Origin of the sequence: Acidovorax sp. JHL-3, assembly GCF_000526295.1 — a bacterium.
In the GTDB taxonomy this organism is placed as follows: Bacteria; Pseudomonadota; Gammaproteobacteria; order Burkholderiales; family Burkholderiaceae_C; genus Acidovorax; species Acidovorax defluvii.
Genome location: NZ_JAFU01000001.1, coordinates 2,906,194 through 2,922,999 on the forward strand (window position 1 = coordinate 2,906,194; position 16,806 = coordinate 2,922,999).

At 60.2% G+C, this 16,806-nt stretch carries 15 protein-coding genes, 1 tRNA gene and 1 other RNA gene; 8 read left to right on the top strand and 9 right to left on the bottom strand.

From position 1 onward, the window contains the following. Positions 1 to 47: 47 nt before the first annotated feature. Complete coding sequence (locus K226_RS0113505) at positions 48 to 833, top strand: peptidylprolyl isomerase (protein ID WP_024815325.1); 786 nt, start codon at positions 48 to 50, stop codon at positions 831 to 833. A gap of 126 nt (positions 834 to 959) precedes the next feature. Here K226_RS0113505 and K226_RS0113510 read toward each other — a convergent pair whose 3' ends face one another. The 3 genes from K226_RS0113510 to infA form a co-directional block, all read right to left on the bottom strand. Continuing rightward, on the bottom strand, positions 960 to 1,739 hold the full coding sequence (locus tag K226_RS0113510; protein ID WP_024815326.1) for a heparan-alpha-glucosaminide N-acetyltransferase: 780 nt from the start codon (positions 1,737 to 1,739) through the stop codon (positions 960 to 962). A gap of 129 nt (positions 1,740 to 1,868) precedes the next feature. Further along, a tRNA-Pro gene (locus tag K226_RS0113515) sits at positions 1,869 to 1,945 on the bottom strand. Positions 1,946 to 2,040: 95 nt separating this feature from the next. Continuing rightward, a complete protein-coding gene (infA, locus tag K226_RS0113520) occupies positions 2,041 to 2,289 on the bottom strand; it encodes a translation initiation factor IF-1 (RefSeq protein WP_024815327.1) in 249 nt (82 codons plus the stop codon). A gap of 365 nt (positions 2,290 to 2,654) precedes the next feature. Here infA and asd point away from each other — a divergent pair, with 365 nt between their 5' ends. Further along, the gene (gene asd, locus K226_RS0113525) at positions 2,655 to 3,500 is read left to right on the top strand and encodes an archaetidylserine decarboxylase (RefSeq protein ID WP_024815328.1); all 846 of its coding nucleotides are present in this window, start codon (positions 2,655 to 2,657) and stop codon (positions 3,498 to 3,500) included. Between the two features lie 55 nt (positions 3,501 to 3,555). Here the strand turns inward: asd and K226_RS0113530 are convergent, their stop codons facing one another. Both K226_RS0113530 and K226_RS0113535 read right to left on the bottom strand, forming a co-directional pair. Beyond that, positions 3,556 to 3,765 (bottom strand): hypothetical protein, encoded by a 210-nt coding sequence (locus K226_RS0113530; protein WP_024815329.1) that lies wholly within the window; start codon positions 3,763 to 3,765, stop codon positions 3,556 to 3,558. Positions 3,766 to 4,152: 387 nt separating this feature from the next. After that, positions 4,153 to 4,359 carry a hypothetical protein gene (locus tag K226_RS0113535; protein WP_024815330.1) on the bottom strand — a complete coding sequence of 69 codons (207 nt, stop codon included), beginning with the start codon at positions 4,357 to 4,359 and terminating at the stop codon, positions 4,153 to 4,155. 89 nt (positions 4,360 to 4,448) lie between these two features. On the opposite strand from K226_RS0113535, the gene istA reads away from it, so the two are divergent. The 3 genes from istA (at position 4,449) to K226_RS0113550 (ending at position 8,787) form a co-directional block, all read left to right on the top strand. Then, positions 4,449 to 5,975 (top strand): IS21 family transposase, encoded by a 1,527-nt coding sequence (gene istA, locus K226_RS0113540; RefSeq protein ID WP_024813818.1) that lies wholly within the window; start codon positions 4,449 to 4,451, stop codon positions 5,973 to 5,975. Next, a complete protein-coding gene (gene istB, locus K226_RS0113545; protein WP_024813819.1) occupies positions 5,968 to 6,753 on the top strand; it encodes an IS21-like element helper ATPase IstB in 786 nt (261 codons plus the stop codon). The genes istA and istB overlap by 8 nt, the downstream gene beginning before the upstream one ends. Positions 6,754 to 7,023: 270 nt before the next feature. Then, a complete protein-coding gene (locus K226_RS0113550) occupies positions 7,024 to 8,787 on the top strand; it encodes a 7-cyano-7-deazaguanine synthase (protein ID WP_238324230.1) in 1,764 nt (587 codons plus the stop codon). 258 nt (positions 8,788 to 9,045) lie between these two features. Here K226_RS0113550 and ssrA read toward each other — a convergent pair. The 4 genes from ssrA to ompA form a co-directional block, all read right to left on the bottom strand. Then, positions 9,046 to 9,432, bottom strand: a transfer-messenger RNA (tmRNA) gene (ssrA, locus tag K226_RS19555). A gap of 13 nt (positions 9,433 to 9,445) precedes the next feature. Then, complete coding sequence (locus K226_RS0113555) at positions 9,446 to 10,111, bottom strand: HAD family hydrolase (protein ID WP_024815332.1); 666 nt, start codon at positions 10,109 to 10,111, stop codon at positions 9,446 to 9,448. Between the two features lie 8 nt (positions 10,112 to 10,119). After that, positions 10,120 to 10,830 carry a bifunctional 2-polyprenyl-6-hydroxyphenol methylase/3-demethylubiquinol 3-O-methyltransferase UbiG gene (gene ubiG, locus K226_RS0113560; RefSeq protein WP_024815333.1) on the bottom strand — a complete coding sequence of 237 codons (711 nt, stop codon included), beginning with the start codon at positions 10,828 to 10,830 and terminating at the stop codon, positions 10,120 to 10,122. Between the two features lie 91 nt (positions 10,831 to 10,921). Continuing rightward, a complete protein-coding gene (gene ompA, locus K226_RS0113565) occupies positions 10,922 to 11,557 on the bottom strand; it encodes an outer membrane protein OmpA (protein ID WP_024815334.1) in 636 nt (211 codons plus the stop codon). Between the two features lie 225 nt (positions 11,558 to 11,782). Here ompA and gyrA point away from each other — a divergent pair, with 225 nt between their 5' ends. The 3 genes from gyrA (at position 11,783) to pheA (ending at position 16,804) form a co-directional block, all read left to right on the top strand. Then, positions 11,783 to 14,455, top strand: a complete 2,673-nt coding sequence (gyrA, locus tag K226_RS0113570; RefSeq protein ID WP_024815335.1) for a DNA gyrase subunit A — start codon at positions 11,783 to 11,785, stop codon at positions 14,453 to 14,455. Positions 14,456 to 14,554: 99 nt separating this feature from the next. Beyond that, positions 14,555 to 15,664, top strand: a complete 1,110-nt coding sequence (serC, locus tag K226_RS0113575) for a 3-phosphoserine/phosphohydroxythreonine transaminase (protein WP_024815336.1) — start codon at positions 14,555 to 14,557, stop codon at positions 15,662 to 15,664. 42 nt (positions 15,665 to 15,706) lie between these two features. Further along, the gene (gene pheA / locus K226_RS0113580; RefSeq protein WP_024815337.1) at positions 15,707 to 16,804 is read left to right on the top strand and encodes a prephenate dehydratase; all 1,098 of its coding nucleotides are present in this window, start codon (positions 15,707 to 15,709) and stop codon (positions 16,802 to 16,804) included. The last annotated feature ends 2 nt before the right edge of the window (positions 16,805 to 16,806 follow it).

Consider the following 16,806-nt stretch of genomic DNA (forward strand, 5'->3'; position numbering starts at 1 on the left):
TTGCCGGCCTTCGGCCTGTAATCACTTTCTCACTTTTTGGATTCCGCATGAAGAAACAGCTCCTGTCCGGCCTCGTGGCCGCTGCCGTGCTGGGCACGATGGCCCTGCCCGTATCCGCCCAGAACCTTGCCATCGTGAATGGCAAGGCCGTGCCCAAAGAGCGCGCCGAAGTTCTGCGCCAGCAGGTAGAGCGGTCCGGCCGCCCCGTCACCCCTGAAGTGGAAGGTCAGATCAAGGAAGAAGTGATCGCCCGCGAAATCTTCCTGCAGGAAGCCCAAAAGCGCGGCCTCGAAGGATCTGCCGACTACAAAACGCAAATGGAGCTGGCCCGCCAAACCATCCTGATCCGCGAACTGTTCGCCGACTACCAGAAGAACAACCCCGTGACCGACGCTGAAATCCAGGCCGAGTACGACAAGTTCGTGGCCAACAACAGCGGCAAGGAATACAAGGCCAGCCACATCCTGGTGGACAAGGAAGCGGATGCCAAAGCCATCATTGCATCCATCAAAAAGGGTGCCAAGTTTGAAGATATCGCCAAGAAGCAGTCCAAAGACCCAGGCTCTGGCGCCAAGGGCGGCGATCTGGACTGGGCCAACCCCGCCAGCTATGTGAGCGAATTCACGGAAGCCCTGATCAAGCTCAGCAAGGGCAAGATGACCGAGACCCCTGTGAAGAGCCAGTTTGGCTGGCACGTGATCCGCCTGGACGACATGCGCCAAGCCCAGTTGCCCAAGCTGGACGAGGTCAAGCCGCAAGTTGCGCAGCAACTGCAGCAGCAAAAGCTGGCCAAGTTCCAGGAAGAACTGCGCGCCAAGGCCAAGGTCGAATAAAAAGTGCCTGAATGCGTTCGCACTGAACGCAGGCTCCACAATAGAAAAACGCGGTCCAGGCCGCGTTTTTTTATGGTGAAAGCGCCTTTCGCGCTTCCCTTGGAAATCAGCGCGCCTCGCAGGGCCTTATCTCTTGAGCACCCAGCCCAGCACCATCAGGCCACCGATCATGACTGGCTGATGCACCATGTAGTAGCTCAGACTCCACCGCCCGAGAGATGCCAGTGGCCGCAAGAACAACGGCACACCCAGCGGCACCAACGATACCGGTCGGGACAGCATCCACTGCCCAGCAGCCAGACCCCACCAGATGATTCCCAGCCAGGGCAGCACCGGCACGTAGTCCTCTGTAAACGGCTTGCGGGACACCAGGCCAAGCCAGTTCAAAGCGCGCCCATTCAACAGCGGCGCCCACTCAGCATCCACACCCGACAGGAGCAGCTTTGCACACCACGGCAGCGCCAGTGCAATGGCTCCCGCCAGCCAAAGCCAGCGCCCCCAGCCCGCGGTGCACCGGGCCACCACCAGCATGACCGCCATGCCATGCAGCACACCGAAATAGATAAAGCTTTGCGGAAACATCACCCACGAACTGACCGTCACCAGCACGGCGCAGCCAGCAATCTGGAGCCAGCGCCGACCAAACCGCACCCACCCCTGCCCTTGCTGTAAGGCGATGGCCTGACCGAGACCAGCACAGAAAAGAAAGAGGCTCACGATGGCGGTGCGCTGCAGAGTCCAAAAAGGATCAGCACGAAAACTCTGTGGCCAATAGCCAAAATGGCTCAGATCGAAACAAAAGTGGAAAACAGTCATCCACAGCATGGCAAAGCCCCGAAGGGCATCCACGCTGTCATAGCGAGCGTGGGGACTGGTGGCGGTGGAGAGCGGGTGATGAACGGTCATGGGTGTCGCGGCATTGCACTCGGCAGCATAGCTGCGCCGAATCGCAACATAGCGCTCAGTCTGCCAAGTTGGGTATCTGACAGGCAACAAAAAAGGACTTGCAGCGTTTGCTGCAAGTCCTTTGAACAATGGTCGGAGCGGCGGGATTCGAACTCGCGACCCTCTGCTCCCAAAGCAGATGCGCTACCAGGCTGCGCTACGCTCCGACAGCTCGTATTCTATCCCGGAATTCAGAGCTGTTTGGAGTCTGATGCATTTCTTTTTTTACATCTCTCCAGCCACTGAGGTCACCGGCAAAGAATCAACGACTCGAAGGACCAGGGCCACGACCGGCCAGATGGCGGAAAGTGATGCGGCCCTTGGTCAAATCGTAAGGCGACAGTTCCAGCGAGACCTTGTCACCCGCCAGAATGCGGATATGGTGCTTGCGCATCTTTCCACCGGTGTAGGCAATCAACTGATGGCCGTTTTCCAGGGTTACGCGAAAACGCGAGTCGGGCAAAACTTCCGTCACGGAGCCTTGCATTTCAATCAGTTCTTCTTTGGCCATGTGTATCTCTTAAAAACAAATATTCTGTGGTTGATGCGCCGGCACATCGTGCATCCACAACCGCCGTCACCGTGCCTTCTGGGGGCTCGGAGCACGGTGCTTTGCGGGCGGGGGAGTCGCTGCACCCGGGGTGCAGATCAGAAAAGAGGCCGGTGAGACGGCTTCAATGGACAGGCGAGGCGCTGTGCATGAGCCTGACAATTGTAGCGCGATGTCCCCGTCCTGCCTATGTCGCCAAGACAGACCGCCCGGCAAAGGTCAAATCCCTCTCTTGCTGCATCCGCCACAGTCGGTGGGTGCGCAGCACAACATGCCACGGCATGCGACCGATAGAATCAGCCGCTTTCGTCCTTGAGGGTTCGTCCGTGTCTGATCGCTTGGCAGTTTTGCCGCAATACATCATGCCCAAGCGGGCCCTCACCACCCTGGCTGGCAAATTTGCCTCTGCACATTTAGGAAGTTTGACCACGGCAGTGATACGCCGCTTTGTGGCACGTTACGACGTGAACATGGCGGAGGCTGCCAACCCCGACGTCGCCAGCTATGCGTCGTTCAACGACTTCTTCACACGCTCTTTGAAACCTGGCGTACGTCCGCTGGCATCGGCCGATCTGATCTGCCCGGTGGACGGAACCATCAGCCAATTCGGTAGCATCGATAAAGACCAGGTTTTCCAGGCCAAAGGCCACCGCTATTCCACAACAGCGCTGATCGGTGGTGATGCGCTGCTTGCAGCGCGCTTTGACCACGGCCACTTCGCCACCTTGTACCTGAGCCCACGCGATTACCACCGTATTCACATGCCCTGCGCGGGTCAGCTCACGCGCATGGTGCATGTGCCGGGTGACCTATTTTCTGTGAACCCCACCACTGCGCGTGGCGTGCCTGGCCTGTTCGCACGCAATGAGCGCGTCGTGTGCGTTTTTGAATCGGCACATGGGCCATTTGTGCTGGTGCTGGTGGGCGCCACCATCGTGGGCAGCATGGCCACCGTGTGGCATGGCCAAGTAAATCCTCCGCGCACTGGTCAGCTGCGTCAATGGGGCTACACGCCAGGTCAGGTGGCCCTGCGGCAAGGCGAAGAGATGGGTCGTTTTCTACTGGGATCTACCGTGGTGATGCTATTTCCGAAGGGGCCGCTGCAGTTCAACGCCCATTGGGCCGCGGCACGACCTATTCAACTAGGTGAATCTATGGCCCAGCGCCAATAAACCGCAGGTGCACTTCGAGCAATATTGACGCCACTCCAACAGTGAAAGCACTCCTTCAGAAGCTATCCAGGACACGCGTGAGCGAAAACGCGGTGGGCTCCAGGGTCAACATGTCGGGATGCACGGGAGTCTCGTGGCCCACCAGATAGACGCGCATGGCATTGCGCCGGATCACAACATGGCTTACCGTCTCCCGGCTCTGCCCAAACTGAACGGACACACCCTGCTTGAAAAGGGGCATGTAGTAGTAAACCGCATCGCTCATCGTATGCGGCTCCCCCCGCTGTCTGCATGATTGGCACCGCCCTCCCAAATGGAGGGAGCTTTTAATCCTAGCACCCCCGAGAGCACTGCGCAGAACGGAAGCCCCAAAAGTAACGGTTACAGAAAAAATTTCTCAAGAAGGCAACGGAGAACTCAGCGAGAAAAACGGCAGATTACATGCCCGGAACGACGGCTTCCTGAGGGCGATGCCCAAGAGACCAAAGCGCGAAACCGCGCCACCACAAAGGGCACGCGCAAAAAAGTCCCAACCGATAAGGGTTGGGATTTCAAATTATGGTGGCGGACGGTTGACCACCTGCTGACTGGCCTCCCGAGCTTATGAGCACTGGTGCGGGTTGCTGCGGGTTTGAGAGGAAATTTGCAGCCGTCATTCAGTCACAGCCATGTCACGACCCAATCGGTATCCCATCGCCTTGTAACCGGCCTGCCGCTTGTCCCACATCCTCAGAAGCGCCGGGTGACCGGTGTCCACGAAGTCAATAATCCGCACGTCGGCCTTGGAGGCGTGCTCACGGTGCAGGCGCCCGGCGTACTGCTGGAGGGTGCTGTTGACGCCGACCGAAAACTGAGCCACTTTTTGGTGTGATGCCGACCTAAAACTGAGCCAGGTGTTTTACCTACCCTGCTGTTTTGTGCAGCAAGGGAATGAAGAGGGTGATCACCATGGACATGATTGGCAAGATACGGCGGATGCACCGCCGGGACAAGAAGACGAAGCGGGAGATATCGAGGACCACGGGCCTGTCTCGCAACACGGTGGCCAAGTGGCTGGACGAGGCGCAGCCGGTCGAGCCCAAGTACCGCCGGGAGGCGGCGAAGGCGACCAAGCTGTCGGCGCACGAGGCGGAGCTCAAGCAAGCCTTGAAGGCCGATGCCAAGCGGCCCAAGAAGGAGCGGCGCACGGCCAAGGCCTTGTTCACGCAGATCAAGGCAGCGGGCTACGAAGGTGGCTACACGCGGGTGACGGACTTCATCCGCAAGTGGCGCCAAGGTGAAGGCCAACAGGCGGCCTGCAAGGCCTTCGTGCCATTGACCTTCGAGCTTGGCGAGGCCTTCCAGTTCGACTGGAGCGAAGACGGCTTGCTGGTGGGCGGGGTGTACTACCGCATGCAGGTCTCGCACATGAAGCTGTGTGCCAGTGGGGCCTTCTGGCTGGTGGCCTACCCCAGCCAAGGCCACGAGATGCTGTTCGATGCGCACACCCGCAGCTTTGCAGCGCTGGGTGGCGTGGCACGCCGTGGCATCTACGACAACATGAAGACGGCGGTCGACAAAGTCAAGAAGGGCAAAGGCCGCGTGGTCAATGCGCGCTTTGCAGCCATGTGCGCGCACTATCTGTTCGACCCTGATTTTTGCAACCGTGCCAGCGGCTGGGAGAAGGGGCGCGTGGAGAAGGATGTGCAAGACAGCCGCCGTCGCATCTGGGTGGAGGCGGGGCAACGGCGCTTTGGCAGCTTTACCGAGCTCAATGCGTGGCTGGGCGAGCGCTGCCGGGCTCTGTGGCGAGAGCTGCGCCACCCGCAGCACAAAGCGTTCAGCATCGCCGAGATGCTGGAGCTGGAGCAAAGCCACCTGATGCCGATGCCGGTGGCCTTTGATGGCTATGTTGAGAACCCGGCCAAGGTGAGCAGCACCTGCCTGGTGACGGTGGCGCGCAACCGCTACTCGGTGCCCTGCGAATGGGCGGGGCAAATGGTCAGCACACACCTGTACCCGGCGCAGATCGTGGTGGTGGCCGGCGATGCTATGGTGGCCACGCACGAGCGCCTGAGCGATCGCAACCAGACCCGCTACGACTGGCAGCATTACGTGCCGCTGATCGAGCGCAAGCCGGGCGCGCTGCGCAACGGCGCGCCCTTTGCAGACCTGCCCGAGCCATTGCAGCGCATGCGCAAAGGCTTGCTGCACCAGGAGGGGGGCGACAGGGTGATGGCGCAGGTACTGGCCGAGGTGCCCAAGCAAGGGCTGGACGCCGTGCTGGTGGCGGTGGAGTTGGCCCTGGAGAGTGCGCCGCCATCGGGGCGGGTGAGCACCGAGCACGTCATCAACGTGCTCGGCCGCCTGCAAGCGCAGCCCCTGCCCGAGACGGTTGCGACCAACCTGCAAGTGAGCCAGACACCCCTGGCCGACACGGCGCGCTATGACCGCCTGCGCGCTGGCAGCGACATGCAGGAGGCCGATCATGCGTGAGCTGGACAAGGAGTTCAAAGAGCTGCGCCTGTACGGCATGGCCGGGGCCTGGGAGGACCTGGTCAAGCAACGCGGCCACGCCACGCTGGAGAGCTCGCGCTGGCTGCTGGAGCACCTGCTGCAAGCGGAAGTCACGGACAGGGCCATGCGCTCAGTGAGCTACCAGATGCACACGGCGAAGTTCCCCGTGCACCGCGACCTGGCGGGCTTCGACTTCGAATGCTCGCCCGTGGACAAAAAGCTCATCGAGCAGTTGGCCAGCATGGCGTTCACCGAGCAGGCGCACAACGTGGTGCTAGTGGGTGGCCCCGGCACGGGCAAGACGCATCTGGCCACGGCCATCGGCGTGGCGGGCATCACGCGCCATGGCTCACGCGTGCGGTTTTACTCCACGGTGGATCTGGTCAACGCACTGGAGCAGGAGAAGGCCCAAGGCAAGGCAGGCCGCATCGCAGCGAGCTTGCAGCGCATGGACCTGGTCATCCTTGATGAGCTGGGCTACCTGCCCTTCAGCCAGGCAGGCGGCGCCTTGCTGTTCCACCTGCTGAGCAAGCTCTACGAGCAGACCAGCGTGATGATCACCACCAACCTGGACTTCAAGGAATGGTCCAGCGTGTTCGGCGACGCCAAGATGACCACGGCACTGCTGGATCGACTCACGCACCACTGCCACATCGTCGAGACGGGCAACGAGTCCCACAGGTTCATGCACAGCACAGCCGTGGCCAAGAAACGCATCAAGGCACGCGAACAGGCCAAGAAGGCTGAGCCGTTCTGAGCGGTTCAAGGGCAAGCCGCTACGGGCTTCGCCCTGCGCGGCTTGCCCTCAACGGACGACCACCGAGCTCGATCACCAAGGAGACCAAAACCGACCCAAGGCACTACACTTATCCACAGCCGACCTTCACAGGTTGGCCATTAGCCCTGGCTCAAAATTCAATCGGCACGGTGGCTCAATTTTGAATCGGCGCCAACAGTACCTGTCCGCAATCTTGAGTTCTGGCGCTCTGAGAATGTCCTTGCAACGTTGCGGTCGACCTTGGGCTTTTTGTCCGACGACAACTACCAGTTCGACTTCGTCCAGATGGATCAGGATCACACGATCCAGGAATACCTTGAATTCAACGACACCCAGCAGCTATTCGGGCGTCCCGAGCAGGTGGTGATGTTCTCCGGTGGCCTGGACTCCCTGGGTGGCGCGATTGAGGAAATCCTGACGCAGAAGCGCCGTGTGGTGCTGGTGACGCACAAGTCGACACCGAAGCTGAACAACCGCCACCGAAATATGGAAACGCTGCTGGCGGCGAAGGCCGGGGACAACGCGCCACACCACATCAGCGTCCGTGTTCACAAGACCAAAGGGCTGAACCACGAGTACACCCAGCGCAGCCGATCTTTCCTGTACATGTCGATTGGCGCAACCATCGCCAAGATGCTCGGCCTCAAGAGCGTTCGCTTCTACGAAAACGGGGTCATCAGCCTGAATCTGCCGGTGTGCGCCCAAGTCGCCGGTGGCCGCGCCACGCGAACGACGCACCCCAAGGTCATGAAGGGCTTCCAAGAGATCATCTCCCTGGTGGCGGGCGAGCCCTTCACCATCGAGAACCCGTTCATCTGGAAGACCAAGGCAGATGTCGTCGAGGTCATCACCAAGGCTGGATGCGCCGATCTGATCGCGCACTCGATGACCTGCACCCACACCTGGGAGATGACGAACCAGCACACCCATTGCGGCGGCTGCTCGCAGTGCATCGACCGCCGGTTTGCCGTGGTCGCGGCAAAGGCCGACCAGTACGACCCTGCTGACCACTACAAGGTCGACGTTTTTACTCAGAGTCGCAACAAGGGCGACGACAAGATCATGGCGGCGGCCTACCTCGAACGGGCCAATCAGGTGAAGTCGCTGACCGATGTGACCCAGTTCATCAGCAGCTACGCCGAGGTGAGTCGGGTTTTTCGGTACCTCGACGGCAGCACAGCTCAGGCGGCGCAACGCGTGTTCGACCTGTACAAGCGGCACGCCACCGAGGTGACCGGGGCCCTTGATGAGTTGGTTTCCCGGAACATCACCGCGATTCGGGAACGCACGCTCCCGGGTGACTGTCTGCTTCGGACGGTCTACGAGTCAGGTTCTGTGATCTCGGTACCCGCCGTCGCGTCGGCAGAAAAGATGCCGGACAACATCTTCCGAAAGCGCGGCAACGTCTGGGAGGCACGTTTCCAAGGGCGTGGGCGACACCCCATCCTGATCCAGGGCGTGGACAAAGGGGCCGAGTACATCAACCTGTTGCTTGCACATCCCGCCCGAGAGACCTCGGTTTTTGAGGTCGTTTGCGGGAGCGAAATCGGGATCATTGAGTCCGCTGCGAACACCGGACTGGATCACGACGACATCGAAGAGGGGTATCAAGTCTCTGTCGGGGTGCCGCTGGGTGATGCAGGCGTGGTGGCCGACAGAAAGGCGATCCAGCAGTACCGTGGCAGATTCAACGAACTGGTCAGCGAAAAGGCAGATGCCGAGGCAGACGGCGACCATGAGCGCCTCGAGGAAATCCAGATCGAAATGGCCCAACTCGTGGCGGCAGTGACGGGAGCCCAAGGTAAGGGAGGCAAGCTGCGCAAGGTCGCCGACAGGAGAAAAAACGTCCGCGACGCGTTCCGCAACGCCGTCGACCGGGCCATCAAGCAGATCGACAAGTACGACAAGCCGCTGGCCCAACACCTGAAGGACTCCATCAAGCACGGCAACGAGGCGGTCTACCGACCGGAGATCGCTGTAACCTGGGAGGTTCGTCCCATCGTGAACGGGTAGCGCGGTCTGGGGTCGAGTCGCCAGCGTGAAGGCGGTTTTCGTGACGAACAAGGAGCCAGAAACCCGCGTCAATGCTTGCTCGGGCGCGGCGACGTCCTTCGCAGAAACAGAGAATGGGCGGGAACTGAGAACGAAAAACCGCCCGAAACGGGGCTGTCCGGGGCGGCAGCGTCCGTCGCAGCAAGGCCCAAACCCGCGCCAACACTGGGGGGAACGGGCGAAAAAAAACCAACCGAGAACGGTTGGTTTTTCAAATAGTGGTGGAGCTGGCGGGAATTGAACCCGCGTCCGCAAGCCTTCATCGGGCAGATCTACATGTTTAGCGGTCTGATTTAAGTCTCGCCACCTTTGTCGCGCAGTCGCACGCTACACCGGCCGCCAGCACCCTATTTTCTCACCCCAACCCAAGGTACCCGGATCAGAGCCAGCCCATGTAATTATCCTTGCAGCCGGGAGGCGCTGATTGCTCAGAACCCCCTTGCCCAGCCCATCGGCCAACTGTTGCAAGGCTCACTGGCAATTAAGCAGCGAGTGCGAAACGTTCGTCGTTTGCAGTTAGTTTTTTAAATCGAGATTTACGAGCGTGACTCAAGCTCGACATGCACCACACCGATTCCGAACCCACGTCGAAACCAGGACAGCCCCTACAAAGCGTATTTTAGGCCTTCTCAAGCAATTGCAAGAGGTCAAGCGGTGAATTAATTACCGCGTGGGCGCCCCATTGCAGGGGATCAGCCCTATCCCCCAGATATCCATACGTCGCCGCTACGGTTCCCATTCCGGCAGCAAGCCCCGCGACGATATCTCGGTGATCGTCGCCCACATAAATACAGCGGTCAGGATTCAATCCCAGACGCGATGCAGCTTCCAGGAGCGGAGCAGGATGCGGCTTGGCGTGAGGTGTTGAATCTCCACTCACAACCGCCCCAGCAGTAGCAAACAGCGGCATGGCAAACGTGAGCGGCTCCGTAAAACGGGCCGATTTGTTGGTGACCACGCCCCACATCAGTTGCCGCTGAAGCAACTGCACAATCAGATGACCGACGCCATCAAAAACAGTGGTCAGATGGGTCATTCGAGTTTCGTAATTGACGAAAAACTCTTCACGCAATGCTTCGTAGTCTGGGTGCTCGGGCGTCATGCCAAAAGCCTCGCCCAGCATGCCCCTCGCCCCAGCACCAGCCATTGGGCGATAACGCTCTGCTGGCAACGAGGGCATCCCCCGGTCGGTGCGCATTTTGTCTGCGGCAGCACCGAGGTCAGGTGCGCTGTCGATCAAGGTGCCATCCAAGTCAAACAACACGGCACGAACGTCAGAAAACATACAGCGCTTCAAACACCACGGCGTGTGGCAAACATGTAGTTGACACTAGTGTCATTACCCAGCCAATAGCGACGCGTGAGCGGATTGTGCTCCAGGCCGCAGGTGTGCGTGACGTCCAAACCAGCTGCGCGGCAACTGGCAGCAAGTTCACTTGGACGAATCAGTTTGGCGTATTCATGCGTACCGCGTGGCAGCATGTTAAAAATGTACTCAGCCCCCACGATGGCCAGCGCAAATGCCTTCGGGTTACGGTTGATGGTAGAAAAAAAGACCCATCCCCCCGGTTTAACCAGCTGCGCGCAAGCCTTAACGACGGACGCGGGGTCTGGCACATGCTCAAGCATTTCCATGCATGTCACAACATCGAAACTGGCCGGCTGTTCTGCTGCCAAGGCTTCAACACTCACTTCCCGGAACTGGAGGTTGGAAGTTTGCGCCTCCAAAGCATGCAGCCGGGCTACGCGCAGTGCTTTTGTGGAGAGATCAATGCCGGTGACATTGGCCCCCTTGCGTGCCATGGAATCTGACAGAATGCCTCCGCCACAACCCACATCGAGCACCACCTTGGAAGACAGGCCTGCCAAGCCATCAATCCAGCCGAGTCGAAGCGGATTGATCTGGTGCAGCGGACGAAATTCGCTGTCAGTGTCCCACCATCGATGGGCTAGTTCAGAAAATTTAGCCAATTCGGCGGGATCAGCATTCACAGTTTCACTCATGATCGCCATTTTCCATCAAGCCACGGAGAACGAACGGACAGACGTAAAAAAAGGCCCCGATCTCGGGGCCTTTTTCTGAGCAATCCGAAGATTACTTGGTAGCGCGGGTACCAACCACTTCGATTTCGACGCGGCGGTTCTTGGCGCGACCTTCCTTGGTCTTGTTGTCAGCCACAGGCTGCTTTTCACCCTTGCCTTCGGTGTACACGCGGTTCTTTTCGATGCCCTTGGAGACCAGATAGGCCTTCACTGCTTCGGAACGACGCACGGACAGCTTCTGGTTGTAGGCGTCAGAACCGACGGAGTCGGTGTGACCCACGGCTATGATGACTTCCAAGTTGATGTCCTTGACCTTGGAGGCCAGGTCATCCAGCTTGGCCTTACCTTCGGGCTTCAGCACGGACTTGTCGAAGTCAAAGAATGCGTCAGCAGCGTAGGTCACCTTGGTGGCCACGGCGGGTGCTGGAGCAGGCTTGGCAGCAGGTGCAGCAGCTGCGGGTGCAGCAGCGACAGGAGCAGCAGCAGGAGCAGCAACCAACGCACCGTCGCATCCTGGAGCAGCCGTTGCGGGCGTCCAGAAGGCATCGCGCCAGCAGTACTCATTGGTGCCGTTTTTCCAGACCAGCTCGCCGGAGCCATTCTTCCAGTTGTCAACGGTTTGTGCGCCAGCGGCGGTTGCGAGCGCTGCGGAGGCAAACAACATCGCCACTTTGTTCAGTTTCTTCATGGTTCTCCTCTTGGGGAAAAAGCCGCAGCCGCGCTGCGAATCAGGACGTCATCGGTGACCATCACCAAAAACGTTCAATCGATTGTGCCATACGTAACAGGGCAAGTGCGGGGGCTGTGCATTAGGTTCCGTAGGACAAAAGCCCAATTGCCACGATATGTTGCTAAGGCGCTACACGCTCTTGCCCCTAAAATGGCTTTCCTTTGCCGTCACCGCCGCCTCCCAATGACCCAGTTTGCCAAAGAAACCCTGCCGATCAGCCTCGAAGAGGAAATGCGGCGCAGTTATCTCGACTACGCAATGAGCGTTATCGTGGGGCGAGCTTTGCCCGATGCACGGGATGGCCTCAAACCCGTACACCGGCGCGTGCTCTTTGCCATGCACGAGCTCAACAACGACTGGAATCGACCCTACAAAAAGTCGGCCCGTATCGTGGGCGACGTGATTGGTAAATACCACCCGCACGGCGACTCTGCGGTGTATGACACCATCGTTCGCATGGCCCAGGATTTCTCGCTGCGCCACATGCTGGTAGATGGCCAAGGCAACTTCGGATCGGTGGATGGTGACAGCGCTGCAGCCATGCGATATACCGAAATTCGCCTGGCGAAAATCGCGCACGAAATGCTGGGCGATATCGACAAGGAAACCGTCGATTTCGGCCCCAACTACGACGGCAGCGAGAAAGAGCCGCTGGTACTGCCCAGCAAACTGCCCAATCTGCTGGTCAATGGCTCGGCAGGTATTGCCGTCGGCATGGCCACCAATATTCCGCCGCACAACATCAACGAGGTGGTGGATGGTTGCCTTCACATGCTGCGCAACCCCGAAACCACCATCGACGAGTTGATGGAGATCATTCCCGCGCCAGACTTCCCCACTGCGGGCATCATCTACGGCATCAATGGCGTAAAGGACGGTTATCGCACCGGTCGCGGCAAGGTGGTGATGCGTGCGCGCTGCCACTTTGAGGACATCGACCGCGGCCAGCGCCAGTCCATCATCGTTGACGAACTGCCCTACCAGGTCAACAAAAAGACGCTACAAGAGCGCATGGCCGAGCTGGTGCATGAGAAAAAGATCGAAGGCATCAGCCACATCCAGGACGAGTCGGACAAATCAGGCATGCGCCTGGTGATCGAACTCAAGCGCGGCGAAGTGCCCGAGGTGGTACTCAACAACCTGTACAAGCAGACGCAGCTGCAGGACACCTTCGGCATGAACATGGTGGCGCTGATCGACGGCCAGCCGCGTCTGTGCAATCTCAAGGATTTGATCAGTGTCTTTCTGCAGCACCGCCGCGAAGTGGTCACGCGCCGCACCGTGTTCGAACTGCGCAAGGCGCGCGATCGTGGCCATGTGCTTGAAGGCTTGGCCATTGCGCTGGGGAACATTGACGACTTCATCCGCATCATCCGCGAATCGCCCACGCCGCCCGTTGCCAAGGCGGAGTTGATGACACGCTCGTGGGACAGCAAGCTGGTGCGCGAAATGCTCACGCGCACCCGCGCCGATGGGGGGATGATCAACGCCGATGACTACCGCCCCGAGGGCCTGGAAAAGGAATTCGGCATGGGCCAGGACGGCCTGTACCGCCTGTCGGACACGCAGGCCCAGGAAATTTTGCAAATGCGCCTGCAGCGCCTGACCGGTCTGGAGCAGGACAAGATCGTGGCCGAGTACAAGGAAGTCATGGCGGTCATCGAAGACCTGCTCGACATCCTGGCCAAACCCGAGCGCGTATCGGTCATCATTGGCGACGAACTCACCGCCATCAAGCAGGAATTCGGCCAGCACAAGCTGGGCGCCCGCCGCAGCGTGGTGGAATACAGCGCGCAGGACCTCTCCACCGAAGACCTGATCACCCCCACCGACATGGTGGTCACGCTCAGCCACACCGGCTACATCAAGAGCCAGCCCTTGAGCGAATACCGCGCGCAAAAGCGCGGCGGGCGCGGCAAGCAGGCCACAGCCACGAAGGAAGACGACTGGATCGACCAGCTCTTCATCGCGAACACGCACGACTACATCCTGTGCTTCTCCAACCGGGGCCGCCTGTATTGGCTCAAGGTGTGGGAAGTGCCCGCCGGCTCGCGCGGATCGCGTGGCCGCCCCATCGTCAACATGTTCCCGCTGCAAGACGGTGAAAAAATCAACGTGGTGCTGCCGCTCACTGGCGACATGCGCACCTTCCCGGCCGACCGCTACGTGTTCATGGCCACCAGCATGGGCACCGTGAAGAAGACCGCGCTGGACGAATTCAGCAACCCGCGCAAGGGCGGCATCATTGCCGTCAACCTGGATGACGGCGACTACCTGATCGGCGCTGCGCTCACCGATGGCCAGCACGACGTGATGCTGTTTTCCGACGGTGGCAAGGCCGTACGTTTCGACGAAAACGACGTGCGCCCGCTGGGCCGCCAGGCGCGTGGCGTGCGCGGCATGATGCTCGAAGACGGCCAGAGCGTGATCGCCATGCTGGTGGCCGAAGACGAAACCCAAAGTGTGCTCACGGCCACCATCAACGGCTACGGCAAGCGCACCAGCATCACCGAATACACCCGCCACGGCCGTGGCACCAAGGGGATGATTGCCATCCAGCAAAGCGAGCGCAACGGCAAGGTCGTGGCCGCCACGCTGGTGCATGCCGACGACGAGATCATGCTGATCACCGACAAGGGCGTGCTGGTGCGCACCCGCGTGTCCGAAATCCGTGAACTCGGCCGTGCCACGCAGGGCGTGACGCTGATTGCGCTGGACGAGGGCTCCCAGCTCAGCGGCCTGCAGCGCATTGTCGAAAACGACGCGAACATGGCCGATGCCGAAACTGATGGAGACGCTGGCGCGGACGGTGGCGCCACCGCTGCGCCCGAAGCTCCAGATTCGCCAGACGCTTGATTTCAGCAGCGCACGATTCGTCGCGCATTGAATGCTACAAAAACAATAGCTGTTAGCGCTTAACTGGTAAGCACTAGCAGCCATTTTGACCTATATTTAATGACACGCCCGTACAACTTCTCGGCAGGCCCTGCCGCCATTCCCAACGAAGTCCTCGAACAAGCTGCAGCCGAAATGCTGGACTGGAACGGTAGCGGCATGGGCGTGATGGAGATGAGCCATCGCGGCAAGGAGTTTTTGTCCATCTACGAACAGGCCGAAGCCGACCTGCGCGAACTGCTGGCGGTGCCTGCCAATTTCAAGATTTTGTTCATGCAAGGCGGCGGCCTGGCTGAAAACGCCATCGTGCCAATGAATCTGTCGCGCGCTGGGGCCGTCGATTTTGTGGTGACCGGCAGCTGGAGCCATAAGTCGCAAAAGGAAGCGCGCAAATACGCGTCTGAAGTGAACGTGATCGCATCGGGGGAAGATGCTGGTTTCACGACCCTGCCCGATCCGGCTGCATGGAAAATCAGCCGCGGAGCGAGCTATTTGCACATCTGCAGCAATGAAACCATCAATGGCATCGAATTCCACCAGTTGCCCGATCTGAAGGCGCTGGGCAGCGATGCCCCACTGGTGATCGATTTTTCGTCCCATGTGGCCTCGCGCCCCGTGGACTGGTCGCGCGTGGGCCTGGCCTTCGGCGGGGCCCAGAAGAACCTGGGACCCGCAGGCCTCACGCTGGTGGTCGTGCGCGAAGACCTGCTGGGCCACGCACTGCCCTCGTGCCCCAGCGCGTTCGACTACAAAACCGTGGCCGACAACCAGTCGATGTACAACACGCCCCCGACCTGGGGCATCTACGTGGCGGGGTTGACCTTCCAGTGGCTCAAGCGCCAGCGCGAAGGCAGCCACAGCGGTGTGGCGGCAATGGAGCAGCGCAACATCGCCAAGGCTCGCCTGCTCTACGACACCATTGACCAGTCGCAGTTCTACGTGAACAAGGTGGCGGCCAACTGCCGCTCGCGCATGAACGTGCCCTTCTTCCTGCGGGACGAAAGCCGCAACGATGCCTTCCTGGCAGGCGCCAAGGAGCGCGGATTGCTGCAGCTCAAGGGGCACAAGTCGGTCGGCGGCATGCGCGCCAGCATCTACAACGCGATGCCGCTGGCAGGCGTGCAGGCGCTGGTGGACTACATGCGAGAATTTGAACAAAAAAACGCCTGAACACCCGTTCAGACGCACGCCCCGCGAACGCCTCAGTCATTCATGAACAATCCGCAAGCCTCACCCGAACTCGCCAGCCTGCGCGTGCAGATCGACAACATCGACCAGCAACTGCTCACGCTGCTGAACCAGCGCGCACTGGTGGCAGAGCGGGTGGGTGAAATCAAAAAACGCGAAGGCACGCCCTTCTTCCGCCCTGACCGCGTGGCGCAGGTGATCGAGAAGATCCAGACCGCCAACCCCGGGCCGCTCAAGGGCGCCCACGTGGCCGCCATCTGGCGCGAAATCATGTCCGCCTGCCTGGCGCTTGAATCGCCGCAACGCGTGGCCGTGCTGGGCCCGGAAGGCACGTTCTGCGAACAGGCGGCCATCGAGTTCTTTGGCGGCGCCGCAGACCTGATGTATTGCGCCAACTTCGATGAAGTTTTTCATGCCACTGCCGCCGGCAGCGCCCAATATGGCGTGGTGGGTGTCGAAAACTCCACCGAAGGCGTGGTCACGCGCTCGCTCGACATGTTCCTGCACACGCCCACCCATGTGGTCGGCGAGGTGAGCTTGCTGGTGCGCCACAACCTGCTGCGCACGAGCAATTCGCTCGACGGGATCGACGTGGTGCTGGCCCATCCGCAAGCGCTGGCACAGTGCCAGGCCTGGCTGTCCAAGCACCTGCCGCATGCCGAGCGACGCCCGGTTTCCAGCAATGCCGAGGGCGCGCGCCTGGCCACCACCAACCCCGCGTGGGCCGCCTTGTCCAGCGAGCGCGCGGCCCAGCAGTTTGGCCTGCACATCGTCGCCCACGCCATACAGGACGACGCCTACAACCGCACGCGCTTCGCCATCATCTGCCTGCCCGACACGCTGCAGACTCCGCCGCCTTCCGGCAAGGACTGCACCAGCCTGATCGTGTCGGTTCCCAACCGGCCCGGCGCCGTGCATGACTTGCTCGTGCCGCTCAAGACCCATGGTGTCTCCATGACACGCTTTGAGTCGCGCCCCGCGCGCACCGGCCAGTGGGAGTATTACTTCTACATCGACCTCGACGGGCATCCCGCACACCCCCATGTGGCGCGGGCTCTGGAAGAGCTGCGCAGTCTGTGCGCGTTCTACAAGGTTCTGGGAACCTACCCCGTTTCAGCATGAGA